The organism is Enterovibrio litoreus, assembly GCF_045679545.1.
Classification (GTDB): Bacteria; Pseudomonadota; Gammaproteobacteria; order Enterobacterales; family Vibrionaceae; genus Enterovibrio.
The window spans coordinates 336,947-353,433 of record NZ_CP166195.1; the positions used below are offsets into that span (position 1 = coordinate 336,947).

General features: G+C 47.9%; 15 protein-coding genes. 9 read left to right on the forward strand and 6 right to left on the reverse strand.

The annotated features are described in order from the left end of the window. The first annotated feature begins 771 nt into the window (after positions 1 to 771). The 5 genes from katG to gltS all read left to right on the forward strand — a co-directional run bounded on the left by katG (position 772) and on the right by gltS (position 6,681). Complete coding sequence (katG, locus tag AB8599_RS17155) at positions 772 to 2,982, forward strand: catalase/peroxidase HPI (protein ID WP_407334119.1); 2,211 nt, start codon at positions 772 to 774, stop codon at positions 2,980 to 2,982. 403 nt (positions 2,983 to 3,385) lie between these two features. Next, entirely contained in the window at positions 3,386 to 4,000 is a 615-nt protein-coding gene (gene gfa, locus AB8599_RS17160; RefSeq protein ID WP_407334120.1) for an S-(hydroxymethyl)glutathione synthase, read from the forward strand. A gap of 280 nt (positions 4,001 to 4,280) precedes the next feature. After that, positions 4,281 to 4,619: a DUF1840 domain-containing protein gene (locus AB8599_RS17165; RefSeq protein ID WP_407334121.1), complete on the forward strand. Its 339-nt coding sequence runs from the start codon at positions 4,281 to 4,283 to the stop codon at positions 4,617 to 4,619. Between the two features lie 293 nt (positions 4,620 to 4,912). Next, positions 4,913 to 5,095, forward strand: coding sequence for a hypothetical protein (locus AB8599_RS17170; protein WP_407334122.1), 183 nt, complete (start codon positions 4,913 to 4,915; stop codon positions 5,093 to 5,095). A 359-nt stretch (positions 5,096 to 5,454) separates the two neighbouring features. After that, positions 5,455 to 6,681 (forward strand): sodium/glutamate symporter, encoded by a 1,227-nt coding sequence (gltS, locus tag AB8599_RS17175; protein WP_407334123.1) that lies wholly within the window; start codon positions 5,455 to 5,457, stop codon positions 6,679 to 6,681. A gap of 101 nt (positions 6,682 to 6,782) precedes the next feature. Here the strand turns inward: gltS and dctP are convergent, their stop codons facing one another. The 6 genes from dctP to AB8599_RS17205 all read right to left on the reverse strand — a co-directional run bounded on the left by dctP (position 6,783) and on the right by AB8599_RS17205 (position 12,347). After that, a complete protein-coding gene (gene dctP / locus AB8599_RS17180) occupies positions 6,783 to 7,874 on the reverse strand; it encodes a TRAP transporter substrate-binding protein DctP (RefSeq protein ID WP_407334124.1) in 1,092 nt (363 codons plus the stop codon). A gap of 89 nt (positions 7,875 to 7,963) precedes the next feature. Continuing rightward, complete coding sequence (locus AB8599_RS17185) at positions 7,964 to 9,250, reverse strand: TRAP transporter large permease (RefSeq protein ID WP_407334125.1); 1,287 nt, start codon at positions 9,248 to 9,250, stop codon at positions 7,964 to 7,966. A gap of 37 nt (positions 9,251 to 9,287) precedes the next feature. Then, positions 9,288 to 9,818 carry a TRAP transporter small permease gene (locus AB8599_RS17190; RefSeq protein ID WP_407334126.1) on the reverse strand — a complete coding sequence of 177 codons (531 nt, stop codon included), beginning with the start codon at positions 9,816 to 9,818 and terminating at the stop codon, positions 9,288 to 9,290. After that, entirely contained in the window at positions 9,818 to 10,294 is a 477-nt protein-coding gene (locus AB8599_RS17195; protein WP_016958338.1) for a flavin reductase family protein, read from the reverse strand. The genes AB8599_RS17190 and AB8599_RS17195 overlap by 1 nt, the downstream gene beginning before the upstream one ends. After that, positions 10,291 to 11,193 (reverse strand): aldo/keto reductase family oxidoreductase, encoded by a 903-nt coding sequence (locus tag AB8599_RS17200; RefSeq protein ID WP_407334127.1) that lies wholly within the window; start codon positions 11,191 to 11,193, stop codon positions 10,291 to 10,293. The genes AB8599_RS17195 and AB8599_RS17200 overlap by 4 nt, the downstream gene beginning before the upstream one ends. After that, on the reverse strand, positions 11,190 to 12,347 hold the full coding sequence (locus AB8599_RS17205; protein WP_407334128.1) for an LLM class flavin-dependent oxidoreductase: 1,158 nt from the start codon (positions 12,345 to 12,347) through the stop codon (positions 11,190 to 11,192). The genes AB8599_RS17200 and AB8599_RS17205 overlap by 4 nt, the downstream gene beginning before the upstream one ends. A 224-nt stretch (positions 12,348 to 12,571) precedes the next feature. On the opposite strand from AB8599_RS17205, the gene AB8599_RS17210 reads away from it, so the two are divergent. From AB8599_RS17210 to AB8599_RS17225, 4 genes are all read left to right on the forward strand, one after another. Then, on the forward strand, positions 12,572 to 13,279 hold the full coding sequence (locus AB8599_RS17210; RefSeq protein WP_394209048.1) for a GntR family transcriptional regulator: 708 nt from the start codon (positions 12,572 to 12,574) through the stop codon (positions 13,277 to 13,279). A 61-nt stretch (positions 13,280 to 13,340) separates the two neighbouring features. Further along, positions 13,341 to 14,468, forward strand: a complete 1,128-nt coding sequence (locus AB8599_RS17215; protein ID WP_407334129.1) for a Gfo/Idh/MocA family protein — start codon at positions 13,341 to 13,343, stop codon at positions 14,466 to 14,468. Between the two features lie 306 nt (positions 14,469 to 14,774). Further along, positions 14,775 to 15,323 carry an outer membrane beta-barrel protein gene (locus tag AB8599_RS17220; protein WP_407334130.1) on the forward strand — a complete coding sequence of 183 codons (549 nt, stop codon included), beginning with the start codon at positions 14,775 to 14,777 and terminating at the stop codon, positions 15,321 to 15,323. A 379-nt stretch (positions 15,324 to 15,702) separates the two neighbouring features. After that, positions 15,703 to 16,479: a siderophore-interacting protein gene (locus AB8599_RS17225; protein WP_407334131.1), complete on the forward strand. Its 777-nt coding sequence runs from the start codon at positions 15,703 to 15,705 to the stop codon at positions 16,477 to 16,479. Positions 16,480 to 16,487 lie beyond the last annotated feature (8 nt).

A 16,487-nucleotide genomic window follows, 5' to 3' on the forward strand; every position in this document is an offset into this window, starting at 1 on the left:
TTTTTTTTGCATCTTATCAGGAAATTAACGAAAAATGTGTTGGCAAAGCCACAGCATGGTTAAGAAGCCCTCCCTCTTTGATGTAAACAATTTTCGCGAAACACTTTGTTATTTTAGAACGCCCCACATTCACTTTTCCATAATTAGCAAGAAATCTAACAAACAAGAAAATACAAATTGTTTCATAACAAAAATAAGTATCAAGTTAATTAGAAAAGAATTAATTTTCCGCCGAGAAAGTCAACCAAAAAACCAAATTAGCAACCTCTAATGATAAATAAAAATCAAGAATATTAATGCGTTAATACACCATAGGTAAAAAGTCACATGCTAGTCATTTGATTTTTCTATTGGAGCAATCGAAATATTCCCTTATATATACTCACCATTTAATACCTATAATTTCAGCATGGAGAATAAATTGGACAATTTCATCTGAAATCAAAAGTCAGGCTCAGCACGCCGCGCTCCACTTCGGCAAGTAAAATCATGCACTTAAAAGAACATAACGTTCTGTCTTGATTTTGAAAAGCATGAAACACCATGCAAAGCCCTAGTGAAGCAAGTGCGTTCTTTAATTTATAAGTAAATATTTAACGCCTGATTTAAGCGTTAAGTATTCACCTTTTAAACTTGAACAACACCAATAATCACGAAAGAGAATTCAAACCAAAACCCCAATCAAAAAACAAACATCATTCTCAACAAAAAAATATTTTAAAGCCCATGGCGAATTATACGCATTGAGTACACATGAAAAAGGAGACAACCATGTTAAAACGTACATTACTGTCCATCGCATTATCAAGCGTGTTAGTGACTGCCCCCGCACTGTCACAAAGCGAACCGAAATCTAATCAATTTTGGTGGCCAGACCAACTCAACCTTGCACCGCTTCGCGACCATAGTCAGGAATCGAATCCAATGGGTGATGGTTTCGATTACGCAGAAGCATTCGAAACGCTCGACTTGAATGCAGTCAAAAAAGACATTAGCGAAGTGCTTGTTACGTCGCAAGATTGGTGGCCCGCGGATTATGGCCACTATGGGCCCTTCTTCATTCGTATGGCATGGCACGCTGCAGGGACTTACCGCGTGGGTGATGGCAGAGGCGGAGCCGGTGGTGGACAACAACGTTTCGACCCACTCAACAGTTGGCCGGATAACGGTAATCTGGACAAAGCACGACGCCTGCTATGGCCCATTAAACAGAAATACGGCTCGAGTCTCTCTTGGGGCGATCTGATGGCATTGACAGGCAATGTGGCCATGGAATCTATGGGCTTTAAAACCTTCGGTTTTGCTGGCGGACGTCAAGACGACTGGGAGCCCGATCTGGTTTATTGGGGCCCAGAAGAAGAGATGCTAGCTGATGAGCGACGTGATGAAAAAGGTAATTTGAAAGAAGGCCTCGCCGCAGTTCAAATGGGCTTAATCTATGTTAACCCTGAAGGCCCGGGTGGTGTTCCAGACCCGATCGCAGCCGCCAAAGATATTCGCCACTCTTTCGGTAGAATGGCAATGAATGACGAAGAAATCGTCGCACTTATCGCCGGCGGGCATACCTTTGGTAAAGCACATGGCGCACATAAGCCCGAAGATTGCGTCGGTGATGCGCCTGCTGGCGCCCCCATCGAAGATCAAGGTTTTGGTTGGAAAAACACTTGTGGCACAGGTAAAGCCGGTGATGCAGTGACCAGCGGCTTAGAAGGCGCATGGACGTCGACACCCACCCAATGGACAACCGCTTATCTCGACAATTTGTTTAACTTCAACTGGGTGTTAACCGAGAGCCCTGCGGGTGCCAAGCAGTGGATACCCGATATTGAAGCCGCCGCCCAACTGGTTCCTGACGCGCACGATCCTAACAAACGTCACGCACCCATCATGTTCACCACGGATCTTGCCGTGAAAGAAGATCCGCAGTTCCGAGCCATTGCAGAGCGTTTTCGCGCTAACCCTGAACAGTTCGAACAGGCATTTGCAAGAGCTTGGTTCAAGCTGAACCATCGCGATTTAGGCCCGCGCGCTCGTTATATTGGCTCTGAAATTCCAGAAGAAATTTTGATTTGGCAAGACCCGATCCCTCAGGTTGATCACCCACTGATCTCCGATAAGCAAGCTGATGCAATTAAAGCGAGCATTTTGGCATCAGGCCTGACCGTTCCTGAGCTTATCCGAACGGCATGGGCATCTGCAGCGAGTTATCGCGGCACTGACATGCGTGGTGGTGCCAATGGCGCACGCGTGGCGTTAGCCCCTCAAAAAGACTGGCCCGTGAACGACCCCAAAGAGCTACAAAAGGTGTTGAAGACACTCACTTCGGTTCACCAAAAATTCAACAAAAAAGCCGGTGATACCAAGGTCTCCTTGGCGGATGTCATTATTCTTGGCGGTAATGCCGCCGTCGAAAAAGCCGCAAAAGATGCTGGCTATACTGCCGATGTGCCTTTCACACCCGGTCGTATGGATGCCACTCAAGACATGACAGATGTTAACTCCTTTGCTGTGCTTGAACCCACTGCAGACGGTTTCCGCAACTATTATGACGCGTCTAGGAACTACCGCTCACCTGCTGAAATGCTGGTTGAACGCGCAGATCTGCTCACGTTAACTGTGCCGGAAATGGCGGCCTTGGTGGGTGGTATGCGAACGCTCAATGCCAACAGTGATGGCTCATCCAATGGTGTGCTCACAGCAAAACCGGGAACGTTAAGCAACGATTTCTTCGTGAACCTGCTTGATATGTCCACCAAATGGTCTCCTTCAGAGGAAGATAAGAGTATCTACGTGGGTTATGACCGTGCATCTGGCGATAAAAAATGGACGGCAACACCGGTTGATCTGATCTTTGGTTCTAACGCGGAGTTACGTTCCGTTGCGGAATTCTACGCTTCAGACGATGCTCAACAGAAGTTTGTTGATGATTTTGTCGTCGCTTGGACCAAGGTGATGAACAACGACCGTTTTGATGTGAACTAAAAAACCATCCCCTTTGAGGTTTTAGCTGATTCAGTATCACCTCGCGTTCAAAGCGCTCGTCCTGCATTGGTCGAGCGCTTTTTCTTGCAAACAATCTACATTCTTAGTGCGCCCAATCAATCCAACCCATTTCATACCGCCAAAACACGCTGCACTCCCTGACGAAAATGAAGATCCAACTGAGACTCGATGCGTTTTCACAACAGAGTTTTGCAAAACGACGCATATTCACCGCCCGTAAGAATAACTAGGATCAAAGCGGTACTCTTTGCGGGCACACGCCCTCGTGCAAAAGTAAAACACATGCATAGGTAAAACCGCCGAGTCATTGTTCATTCCAACGAGCAAACTCAACGCCGTAGGGCACGCAAAGAGAGGGGATCTTCATAAAACAGGAGGTCAAATGATGTGGAACGGAGTTCGAAATCTCATTGCTAAGGTGTTCCCTATGACTATTACTATCCATCCCGCCGTTGATAGCGGTGTAAAACACTCTGATGTTGCCGGATTCGCTGGCGGCAAACTAACCTGCAAATGCGCGACCAACCCCGTTGTGGTGAACGTTACCGCACAAACGGCGTATAACCATGTGTGTGGTTGTTCGAAGTGTTGGAAGCCTCAAGGTGCACTGTTTTCTCAAGTCGCCGTTGTTTCCAAAGACAATCTGGCCGTTGAACAAGGTGGCGACAAGCTCGATATCGTCGATACAAGCGCAGCTATTCAGCGCCATGCCTGCCGTGATTGCGGTGTTCACATGTTCGGGCGCATAGAAAACACCAATCACCCATTTTATGGGTTAGATTTCATTCACACTGAATTATCAGATTCAGAAGGCTGGTCAGCGCCTGAGTTTGCTGCGTTTGTTTCATCCATTATTGAAACCGGCACGCCACCAGAACAAATGCCCCCCATCCGTGAACGTTTGAAAGAGCTAGGCCTTGAGCCCTACGATTGCTTGTCCCCCGGCTTAATGGATGCCATTGCCACCCATGTGGCTGCACAACGCGCAGCACAGTGATAAGAAGACAAGAAACCTTCGTCGATTAAACAACGCATTAGATAAAAAAGCCGACTCGTGTCGGCTTTTCGTCCAACGCAAAGCGCATCTTTCCCGCATTCCCGTTCAAAGTTTGTCACTCCATAACAAGATGTCACATTTGCTCAAAGTCGAGATATCACATTGTGTTAGGGTGAATTATGGTTAAAGAACACGCCAAGAGTTTGTGCCATGTTACTTGCCGGAAGGCATACTGGCTAAGTGAATTTCCCTTAAGAACATAAAACACAGGATCACCAATATGCTGATTAGATTTAGCTGTAAGGCCTACGCAGATATCACTATGTTTGGCGATGTGGGTCTACAGATGTTGAAGATGATGGGACACAGCGAAACCGTGCCGGGCGCGATTCTCGCTGAAGATATTCCCGCTGCACTGGCACAGTTAAAAAGCGCAATAGAAGCGGAGAAGAATCAGCCAAAGCCAGACCCGCTAGAAGATGACGAGGAAGAAAACTTCATCGAATCTCCTGTCAGCATGGGGAATCGCGCCATTCCCTTGATAGAGCTATTAACAGCCGCCGCCAAAGAAGAATGCGACGTCATGTGGCAAGACGCTACCAATAGCAATTTTCTTTAAGGCCGAACTGAACAGTCCGAACCTTCAAAGAAACAATAACACTTCAGCAAAAACACAAAAGCACCGATGGGTTTGTCATCCGTGCTTTTTCGCTTCCCCGTTTATGACACTCACGCGTTAACCTTCATATCACAACAGGTTCGTCGAACGCCTTTCACCGAATCTATGCCATCGAACTGCGCTCATCGCAACCTGGCTCTGGCTAAAACTTTGGAAATTCGTACCTAAGTGTACGCTGGAGATACTGACCCGGCACAAAGAGTATCACCATGTTTTTTAGAGCAATAAGTTTCATGATTTGGTTCACTGTTATCGACGGCATCATCGACCCCGACACGCCAACGTGGTTCCAATGGGTATCTTGGATAGCAATCTTAAGCTTGTTTGCTGTCGGTATTTTCACCTTGTATGCCGAAAAAATCTTGAATTGGGCAAATCGAAAAGAAGCTGAATTGAAATCAAGATTGAAGCGCTAGGCAACGTTACAAGGTGTTCAAATTGTGCCCTCAATGTGAGCACCTTGCCACTGAGCTCAAAGAGAAATCGAATACTCATCAGTTCACATTATTCGAGCCGTCTCGGCGCTCAACGCGTTTGTTTGTCAGCAGGAAAAATAGCCGTGTATTGCTCCGCTGTTATTGCACCAAACAGACATCTGCGTTCTTTTGACTATGCAATCAATCAAAGGAATGCACCCTGCTCAAGCCGCTGATTCTAAATTGATTATTTAGCGCATATCCGCGAGCCATTTCACACTCTAACCTGCTGACAAAATAGCGAGTGTCAAACATCGTTATGATGCGCAATCCGATGCTTAATTATGAAAAGGATTGTCATGAACTTCGTTGACGGTGTCTTGCACATCGAATCATTTCTCGCCGTTACACTCGGTATCATCGTTCTTTTTTTAGGCCGGCGATTGACTCAAATGAGTTACTGGCTAAAAGAGTTCAGCATTCCAGAACCCGTTTCCGGCGGCATTCTCGTTTCACTTCTGTTTGCAGCTGTTCACTATGCATTTCAGGTTGATATCTCTTTTGATCTCGCTGCACGCGACCTGCTTCTCGTTTACTTCTTTACCACCATTGGTATTAATGCCAGCTTGAAAGATCTCGTCAAAGGCGGCAAACCCCTGATCATTTTGTTGAGCATCACCATTGGCTATATGTTCATCCAAAATATAGCGGGAATAGGCCTTGCACTGGCCCTTGATCAGCCTGCAGCATTTGGTTTGCTGAGTGGGTCAGTATCTCTCATTGGCGGTCACGGCACTGCCATCGCATGGGCACCAAAAATTGGGGAATCCTTCGACCTCAATACCGCAATGGAAGTCGGTATTGCTTGCGCGACCTTCGGACTCATTCTTGCCAGTCTGATGGGGGGGCCCATCGCAAAATTCCTCATCAACAAACACAACTTGAAAGCCAATGAGGGCGAAAAAGTAGATGTAGGCACGAGCCAAGATTCCAAAGAAACGCGTATCACGTCTTATGATTTTTTAGATGCGATGCTCGCCATCCATCTCTGTATTATTTTGGGCGCAGTGCTCAACGAAGTGATATCTGGGCTCGGTTTGGATCTTCCCCTGTTTGTTAGTTGCTTGTTTGCAGGTATCTTAATTTCGAACCTAATTCCGTCTTCTTACCCTCGTTTAACCGGTACTCGCTGGCCATCACGTCAACCCGCTGTCGCATTGATTGCTGACATGGCACTAGGCGCTTTTCTATCGATGTCGCTCATGAGCATGCAGTTGTGGGCTTTGGTAGATTTAGCAGGTCCGCTCTTCATTATTTTGGCGGTTCAATTCGTCATTGCGGTGTGTATTGCGGTATTTGTTGTCTTCCCTCTAATGGGCAAAACCTACGATGCTGCGGTGGTTTGTGCCGGGTTTGGTGGCATATCGCTCGGCTCTACACCAACGGCAATGGCAAACATGTCAGCCGTGGCACAAAAGTACGGCAATTCGCATCAAGCTTTCATCATTGTGCCTCTGGTCTGCGCATTCTTTATTGATTTAGCCAATGCCCTGATCATTCCCTATTTCATTGGGGTGATTAGCTAACTATCTTGGTTCAATAACTGCATCGACGAGAGTAGCCATATTGGCGACAAAAAATCAGCCCTTCTGGGCTGATTTTCATTTAAGTATTCAGATTATAAACACTAAGAAAGGTCGGCTTTATCCGCGTCAGCAATTTGCTTCTGCGCTTTGCCTGATTCCATCTGAAGCAAATCAAACCACTTCTTGCCGTCTTTGACGTTCTCTTGGAACCAGATATAGACAGGTGCGGCGGCTTCCTGAAATTTAGCTTTCTCTGCTGGCGTTGGCACATAAAGCGTGCCGCCTGCTTTTTTGAAGGCCTCATACGCGGCAATGGACTTGCGTTTCGGTGAGGCAAATGTCGCTTGCTGTAGCGCACGGAAGCCATCAACGATCACCTTGCGCAACTCAACAGGCATATCCAAGAAGGTCTCGTTGTTCATGTACCAAAGCGCCGACATATAGGCATGGCCATCCAAAGTGACATATTTCAGTCCTGCTTCTGGGAACTTCATGCCCATGATGTCAGTAATGCCGTTTTTCGAGCCTTCCACTACGCCCGTTTGAAACGACGTATACAGCTCAGGCCAAGGGATCGGTGTTGGGCTGGCGCCCAGTGATTTAACCAGCTCTTGCGGTAAATCAGCCACCACGGTGCGGATCTTCAACCCTTCCAAATCACTTGGCTGTTTCACCGTGCGTTTAGTGTTGGCAAAGTTACGCCAACCGCCTGTGTTACCAATGGCCATCAAACGTAATTTGTCGTCAGTGTCAGCCAAGATGGCTTTGCGCAATTCACGCACGAAGTCGCCTTGCAATACCACTTCTGCGGTGCGGTCATCCGGTAACAGGTAGGGCAAATCCAATACTTGAATGTACGGGAACATGTTGGCAGCGCCACCTGATGTGGATATGTAGATATCAACCGAGCCATCTTCGACGGCTTGGATACACTCAGTACCGTTGCCACAAAGCTGCGTACCTATGTACAGGTCAACTTTGATCTTGCCGTTAGAGTGCGCCTCCACAAAATCTTTGAATACCACTAAGCCATCATAGTCTTCATCGTTTTCGTTTGAGTTTGCGACGGCACGAAGGTTGAAGTCGGCAGCCATCGCTGGCAAAGACAACACCGTGGTGGTCATTAACCCCGCGAACAGCGCCAGTGCACTTCCCTTTAATGCATTACGCACCTGATTTACTGTTTTATTCATACTTCACCTTTCACTTCCGTGATCATCAGCTTTCGCTGCACTTGTTAAGGTAAGAACTCACGTTCTCGCTTGCTCACTACCCGTAATCCCTAAGCCAACCCCAACCATCGTGGGATCGTCATGGAAAGAGACGGGAAAAACGTAATGAGGAAAATCACCGCCACCTCAACCGCCAAAAACGGCAAGATGGCGCGGGACAAGGTTTCGACTTTGACGCCAGAAACACTCGACGCGACAAACAGCACCAACCCCATCGGCGGCGTCGCCAAACCCACCGTGAGATTGACACTCATGATGATGGCAAAATGCACAGGGTCGATGCCTAAACTGACAAAAACCGGTGCCAGAATAGGCCCCAAAATAATGATGGCTGGCCCTGCATCGAGGAACATGCCAACAATAAAAAGCAGAATATTGATAAGAAAAAGGAGGATCAGTGGGTTTTCACTGATACTTAGCGTCCATGCCGCCATGGCTTCTGCGGCATGAGAGAGCGAAACCACGGTTTTGAAGGCCAACGCCGAACCAACCAACAACAAAATAACCGCTGATGATTTCGCGCTTCGGGTGAAAATGTCAGGAATGTCTTTCCAACTGATAGTGCGAAGCACGAACATGCCAACCACCAAGGTATATAGCACGGCAACAGCAGACGCTTCTGTTGGGGTGAAAATACCGCCGAGGATACCGCCCAAGATGATCACTGGCGTAAGCAGTGGCCAGAACGCCGCTTTGGTGGCTGTACCGCGCTGCTTCCATGTGGCCTTTTCACTGGCTATGGGCAGGTTTTGACGCTTCGCCATCAAGGCGATCAACAACATCAGGCCACCACCAATCATCAGTCCAGGTATCACCCCTGCTGCGAACAAGGCCGCCACCGAAATTTCCATGGTATAGGCGTAGATGATCATGATGCCGGATGGCGGAATAATGGGGCCGATCACCGAAGACGCTGCCGTAATCGCCGCCGCGAATTTACGCGAATAGCCGTTCTTTTCCATCGCGGGGATCATCATGGAACCAATGGCAGAGGTGTCTGCTACTGCCGAACCAGACAGACCCGCAAACAACATGCTCGACATGACGTTGACATGCGCCAGTCCTCCGCGCACATGGCCAATGAATGATTGCGAAAAATTCACGAGGCTCATGGTGATACCGCCTCGGTTCATCACCTCGCCAGCGAGCATAAAGAAGGGAATTGCCATGAGGGGGAACGAATCAATGCCGTTGTAAATATTGCGAAACAACAACGGGATATCACGATCCATGCCTTCTGCGTACAACATGATGCCGGGCGCGGCGAGCAGTGCAAAAAACACTGGCATGCCAATCAGAAGAAGCAATAAAAACAGAGGTAAAAAGAAGATCAACATCTACAACCACATCCTTAGGTAAATCAGTCCCTGCTGCTCATCCTTTCTCTGCTTGCGCAGTGATGGCATTTTCTTTGTTATCCATGAACGCTTTAAGCAGCATTTCTATATTGGCCAGCAACATGGTGCCAAAGCACACGGGCATGGCGAGGTATATCCATGCGCGTTTTAGTGGGAAGGAAGCCGCTCGCGTGCGGAAACCTCGATCAAAGAACTCAATCGCAACCACACACAACTGAACAAGCACAGCGAAAGCCAGCACTAACAGAATGATTTTTATCGCGCGCGCCACAGAAAACGGCACATAGTTGTAGAGCATGTCAATCGACACAAACATACCTTTGCGATAGGCCTGCCCTGCTACCAATGCCATCATCCAGATCATTAGCGCTCTGGCCACTTCTTCTGGCCAAGGTAGTGCTGAATTGAAGACATACCGACACACCACTTGCAGCAGAATGCTAGACACCATTAAGGCCACCAGCACCCACGCAATCGACGCGCCAATCTTGTCTAATTTGTCATTCAGCTTTTCCAGTGCTGTTACAAACGCCGTCAACACTGTCATTACGCCACTTCTCCAACCCGCCCAAATCGGCTGCGTTCAAATACCAAACCTGCACTGTCTTGCTGCGAACTAAACTCGGTGACTTTACCCAGTAAAATATCGTGATCACCCGCCGCAATAACGCCATTCAAATCACAGTCAAACCACGCCACCGCACCTTCGATGATGGCGCGACCGCTGGGCGCACGCTCAATAGCGACACCATTGAAACGTTCATCGTGGCTGTCACGGCAAAACTTCATGGCAAGTTCGGAATGCTCAACAGCCAACACGCTCACCGTGTACCCACCTGATTCGAGTATCGGGCTCTTAGATGTCGAGGTTCGATTGATGCTCCAAAGCACAATCGCAGGGTCGAGCGAGACCGAATTAAACGACGAACACGTCAACCCAAAGTCTTGATCATCATGTCGTGCTGTAATCACAGTCACGCCCGTTGCAAAACAAGAGAGTGCGTTTCTCAGTTCACGACTCATGCAACTTCCTCCCCGGCGGCTGCCGTCCACAATTCAAACCATGTTTCTCTGTCTATCGACACGTTCAATGCATCGCTGGCGGTGCGAATGCGCGACAGATTATTCGTACCCAACACCGGCAAAATGCCCGCAGGGTGTGCCAGTAACCATGCGGTTGCCACTGCATCAATGCCAACACCAAATCGCTCCGCTTCTCTTTCTAACAAGGGCCTGACGCGTAACGCGGCTTCCCCATGACCAAACAATTCGCCGCCAGCAAGGGGCGACCACGCCATCGGCGTCACGCCATATTGCTGCATGAACGCCAGCGTACCGTCGGTAAAGCTGTTTCGTCTCAGCAGGTTCATTTCAATCTGGTTAGTCACCAAAGGGTGGCTCATACCCGATTGCAGTAAATCCCAATCCCAACGCTGAAAGTTCGACACGCCCACGCCTTTCACTAAGCCTTCGTTAACCAAAGCGTCAAGCGCTTGCCCTGTTTCGATATGATCCATGAAGGGATCTGGGCGATGTATCAGCACGAGATCCAGATAGTCTGTGTTGAGGTTTTTCAGCGATTGGGTCACCGATTGGCGAATATGTGCCGCCGAGGTGTCGTAGTGCTTCACGCGACGCTGAGGATAACGCTCAGAGAGCAGCATGATGTCGCATTTACTCACTAGTTGGATTTGATCTCGCAGTGAAGGTTTTGCTGCCAGCACCTGCCCAAACACCGCTTCACAGGCGTAGTCCCCATAAATATCGGCGTGATCAAAGGTGGTGATACCCTGTTCTAAACAGGCATCCACTTTGGCGCGAACATGCGCTTCAGAGGTGTCGCTGTCATCGGCCAATCGCCACGCGCCATACACAATGCGACTAAACGCAGACAGGCTTGGATGAAGTTCACTGTATTTCATTTTCGCTCTCCTACACCCAACGGTGTTGCTGGCGTGGTTGCAGGTACTCGCCCATATTCATCAGGCAATGCGCACGTTTTCAATTCTGGCAGGATTTTCTGCCCAACAATTTCACATTCGTCTTTGTGCGGGTAACCCGAGAAGATAAACGATCGGATCCCCATCTTTTGATAGCGCTCTATTTTGCTTAATACTTGATCGACACTGCCCACCAGCGCAGCACCACACCCCGAGCGGGCACGGCCAACACCTGTCCACAAGTTTGGCTCCGTAAAACCAAATTGATCCGCGTGATCACGTTGCTCTGACTGCAGCGCCACACCGAGGCTTTTTGCGTCTAGCGCACGGTCTCGAATCGAACGACCAAATTCATCATCTAATTTTGATACCAGCGATTCAGCATACTCTCTGGCTTCCGCTTCAGTATCACGCACCACCATGTGAACCCGCAGACCATAGTCCAAGGTTCTATTGTGTCGTTGAGCGACATCGTTCACCGCGCGCATTCGCTTTTCGAGCATGTCTTCGGTTTCTGGCCACATCAAATACACATCGCATTCAGAGCCACAAAGCTCGAGTGCATCGGGTGAGTAGCCCCCGAAATACAGTAATGGCCCGCCGTTTTGTTGATACGGGCGCACAGGGTCGGTAGATATTTCACTCAGTTTGTAAACCTCACCGTCATAGCGAATCTCATCTTGTGTCCACGCTTGACGCAAAATATCGACCACTTCTTTCGAGCGACGATATCGAAAAGCACTGTCGGCTTTCTCACCAGGGAAATCAGAAGAAATCACATTCAGGGTTAAGCGCCCTTTCATGATGTGATCAAGGGTTGCCACCGTGCGCGCCAACATAGCGGGATGCACTTCGCCACAACGAATGGCTGCCAGCATGTTGATGCGATCCGTCAACGGCGCCATGGCCGATGCAAACGTCAGGGTGTCTTGGCCTACTTGATAAGATGACGGACATAAAATGTTGCGAAAGCCCTGCTGCTCCGCCATCAACACGATATCGCGGGTGTTTTCCCAACTACTACGCAGGCGTCCTTCTGGTACACCCAGATATCGATAATCATCACTGCACAAGGGCGCAAACCACGAAACCTCTGAGGCATCCAATCCTGCACTTGTGATGGGCACTACACTCATCGCTATTCTCCTGATCCTGAGACCTTAAACCGTTTTTCTTGGCTAACTATTCACACACTTCAAATGAAAATGAATAGTGAATGATTTGTTAATAAATGCTATAAGATAACCAAGAAAAGTAAATCAATGATGAATGAATTAAATCAAGATCTCGTATCTTTCACAGATAATCCGCCTCTAACTATTTAGAATTAAAACGATTATTTTTTTTGAGAATATAAGAAATGAGTGAATCAACCCGATTACCCCTGTTCATTCAAATCAGTGAATTGTTACGCAGGGAAATCTCTGCTGGGTATTGGCTGCCAGGTGAACGCTTACCGACAGAAGCCGAACTCGCTAAGAAACTCGGCGTCGCCGTAGGCACGTTAAGAAAAGCGCTGACCGAGCTTGAAAACAACGGGCTGTTGGAACGTAAACAAGGTTCAGGCACCTATGTAAAAACCACACCCGATAACAGCGCGGTGTATCACTTCTTCCGCCTTGAACTGCAAAGCGGTGGCGGACTTCCGAATGCCGATATCTTGAACGTTGAACGACTCAGCAATACCCACGTCGCTTCATTGTTGGGGCTACCGTCTAATGCCCCTTTATGGCGCTTCAGACGGCTTAGAAAATTGGATCAGCAACCTGCTGCTATGGAAGAAATTTGGATTGATGGTCGCCACATTGAGCACGTCACCCCCGAAGAAGTGGTGGAATCGCTCTACGTATATTACCGCGACAAGCTCGGGTTTTGGATTTCACGCGTGCAAGACAGCATCACCGTCGGTCACGTACCGGACTGGAAACACGCAGATTTCGCGCCTGACATTGGCAGCGCTTGCGGCTACATAGAAAGGTTAAGTTGGTCAAACCATGATCGTATCGATGAAGTCTCATTCACTTGGTATGACCCAGAAAAAGTGCGCTATGCCGCGCGCTGGACATGACCCCATACCGCTCGAGACTACGCCATCACATGGATTAACAGTACAAGGAAGGTAAGGCAAAATGACAAAACGACATCCAATCCGTTACGGCATTCTTGGTTGCGGCATGATGGGACAAGAACACATCCGCAATATTCAGTTACTTGATCATGCTGAGATCACTGTGCTTGCCGAGCCAAACCCTGACATGCTCAAAAAAGCCCAAGCGCTCGTACCCAGTGCACGTGCGGTATCGGATCTGGATGCCTTGCTTGAAGGAAACGATGTGGATGCGCTCGTTGTCGTGACACCTAACTTTCAACATGCGGAGCAACTGCTTGGCATTATGAGCCGCTGTACCTTGCCCATTTTGATTGAAAAACCCATCTGTACGCACATTGATGATGTGAAAAAACTCGTTGAAGCCGCCGCCAATTACCCTGCGCCCATTTGGGTCGCGATGGAATATCGCTACATGCCGCCCATCACCTTATTGCTTTCATTGATTCACGGCGGTGAAATCGGGCAGCGCCACTTGTTTTCCATTCGAGAGCACCGCTTTCCTTTCTTACATAAAATCGATGATTGGAACCGCTTTAACCACAAAACAGGCGGCACTTTAGTCGAAAAATGCTGCCACTTTTTCGATTTAATGCGCCTGATGGCGAACGCCAATCCCGTGCGCGTGTTTGCGTCTGGTAATCAGGCCGTGAATCATCGAGACGAGCAATATGAAGGGAAAACGCCAGACATTATCGACAATGCCATGGTGACCATCGAATTCGATAACCACACCCGCGCCAGCTTAGAACTTTGTATGTTTGCGGAAGGTTCACGGTATCAAGAAGAGATTTGCGTGGTCGGCGACAAAGGGAAAGTCGAATGCCTTGTTCCCGGTCCCGGTCGTTTTTGGCCAACAGAGACCTTGGGCGAAGCGCCAGTGCCGCAGGTGATTTCCAGCCCACGCGATCCAAAAGGGCCAAAAGTCATGGATGTGCCCGTTGACTCTGCCCTGCTTGAAGCGGGCGATCACAATGGCTCGACTTTCTATCAGCATCAAAGATTTCAACGTGCTATTTGGGGCGAACAAGAGGTAGAAGTCACGATGGAAGATGGCTTAAAAGCCGTGGTAATGGGTTTAGCGGCGCAGGAAGCGATAAAACGAAATCAAGTTGTTACCTTTACAAACAATGGCCTTACGTTTGCTTGACTTTATCTATATTTTCATGAATGCATATCTGCTACCACATGATTAATTCGCTACTTATACTCCAAGATATTCACTCAATAAATTCACACAAACAGCACCTAAAAAACTAAGTAAAGTCTCATTTTTGTAATTTTTCTTTTCAAAAATGAGACTTTACTCATTTTTCCCTCAACTGCATAGTTGATACATATTTGATCAACACGGTGAATTTTTGACAGCCATTTACATCAATTAGTAGCCGTCAAAATATTCACCATTTTATTTACTTAAGATTAGAGTTTTTACACTAATTCAAGGCGGATGATTATGAAAAGACTAGTAGTTGCGACAATAGTAATGGGCTTCGCATTTGGCGCTCAAGCGAATGAAGGCTCGGGGTTTAGACTTGGTTTTCAGGATGTTAAATCAGATTTGGAACTAAAAGGTGGCAGTGTCATTGACACTAAATACAATGCTGACTTGTCTGGGATAGAGTTAGGCTACGACTTCAATAACGTGGCAGGTGTGTCTGCAACCTATTCAAAAGGCAACGGCGCTCTCGGAGATTACACAGATTACCGTATCGCAGGTGAGTTTGGTTATGACTTTAATGTCATTACAGACTACTTACGTCTGAAGCCTTATGGTTCTATCGGTTACGAGAACGTAGATATCGCTAGCCCCGTTAATACACTCACGCAAACGCCGATAGATGTATCCATGAACGGCCTGTCTGTTGGGCTAGGTGTAAGAGCAACCGTGATGAAATACGGATATGTCGGACTCGAAACAACCGCAATGACATCCAACGACTATGGTATTGATACTAGCCTCGTCAATTCCAGAATCACTGTAGGCGGAAAATACGCGTTCTAACGCCAAACAAACCGATCATTTCTACTGCTCCTCGTCTCGAATCAACCATTTTACCCTCATGGTCAGAGAGAGAAAAAGGCTCCTTCGGGAGTCATTTTCGTTTCGATTTATTCCCACGCTAGTAGTTTTCTGCAATCTGAACATATTGCTTGCTGCTGCTGTCTTCAACCGTGCCCGTAAGCATTAATGCTTTCTCTTTTTTGTAGTTCGAGATAGCAATATGGAACTAGCATTTCAACATTTGATAAAAAATTGGAACAAGTGACTATCCCTATCAGAATGTAAACTTATGCAAATGATAATCGTTATCATTGTAAAATTCGTTGAGTCATCTTATTGTAGGCACAGTCCAGTCGTCTTAAAAACCACGAGAACAAGAATGAATAAACCCAGCCCTACTTCGCTTGTCGTTCAATCTTCTGAGCAAATCACACCTAACATGCAGCGTATTGTCCTTCACGGTGAAGGGTTGTCACGCTTTCCTTCCCATTGCGAAGGTGGCTACATCAAGCTGATGTTCACACCCAATGGCAGTACCGATTTGAGCACATTGGCAGACAGCGAACGCCCCGTTCTTCGCACTTACACCATTCGCGCTATTGATCTAAGCGCACATACAGTCACTGTTGATTTTGTAAGGCACAACGTCGATGACTGCGGTTGTGGTCATGCCGCGCGTTGGTCGATGAATGCCAAACAAGGCGACACCATCAACATTGCAGGCCCCGGCACGATTCAAACTATCAATCAAGAAGCAGACTGGTTCTTTATGGTGGCAGATATGACGGCGTTGCCTGCCCTGTCTGTGAAAATCAGTGCGTTGCCCAAAAACGCCAAAGGCTATGCTGTTATTGAAGTGCTCACGAAAGACGATATACAAACGCTCGATGCCCCAGAAGGCATGAGCGTGGAATGGATAGTGAAAGACCAAAACGATGCTCTTGCCTCACACATTGTGCAAAAAACATGGCTTGATGGTGAAGCCGCCGTCTGGTGTGCCTGCGAGTTTGATTCCATGCGGACACTTCGCCAGTATTTTCGTAATGAAAAAGGCGTAGAACGCGACAACATTTACATCAGCAGTTATTGGAAAAATGGCGTGACAGAAGAAGGCCATAAGGTGGCAAAGCGCAAAGACGCGGAAGCCACCGCCTAGCCCATCTG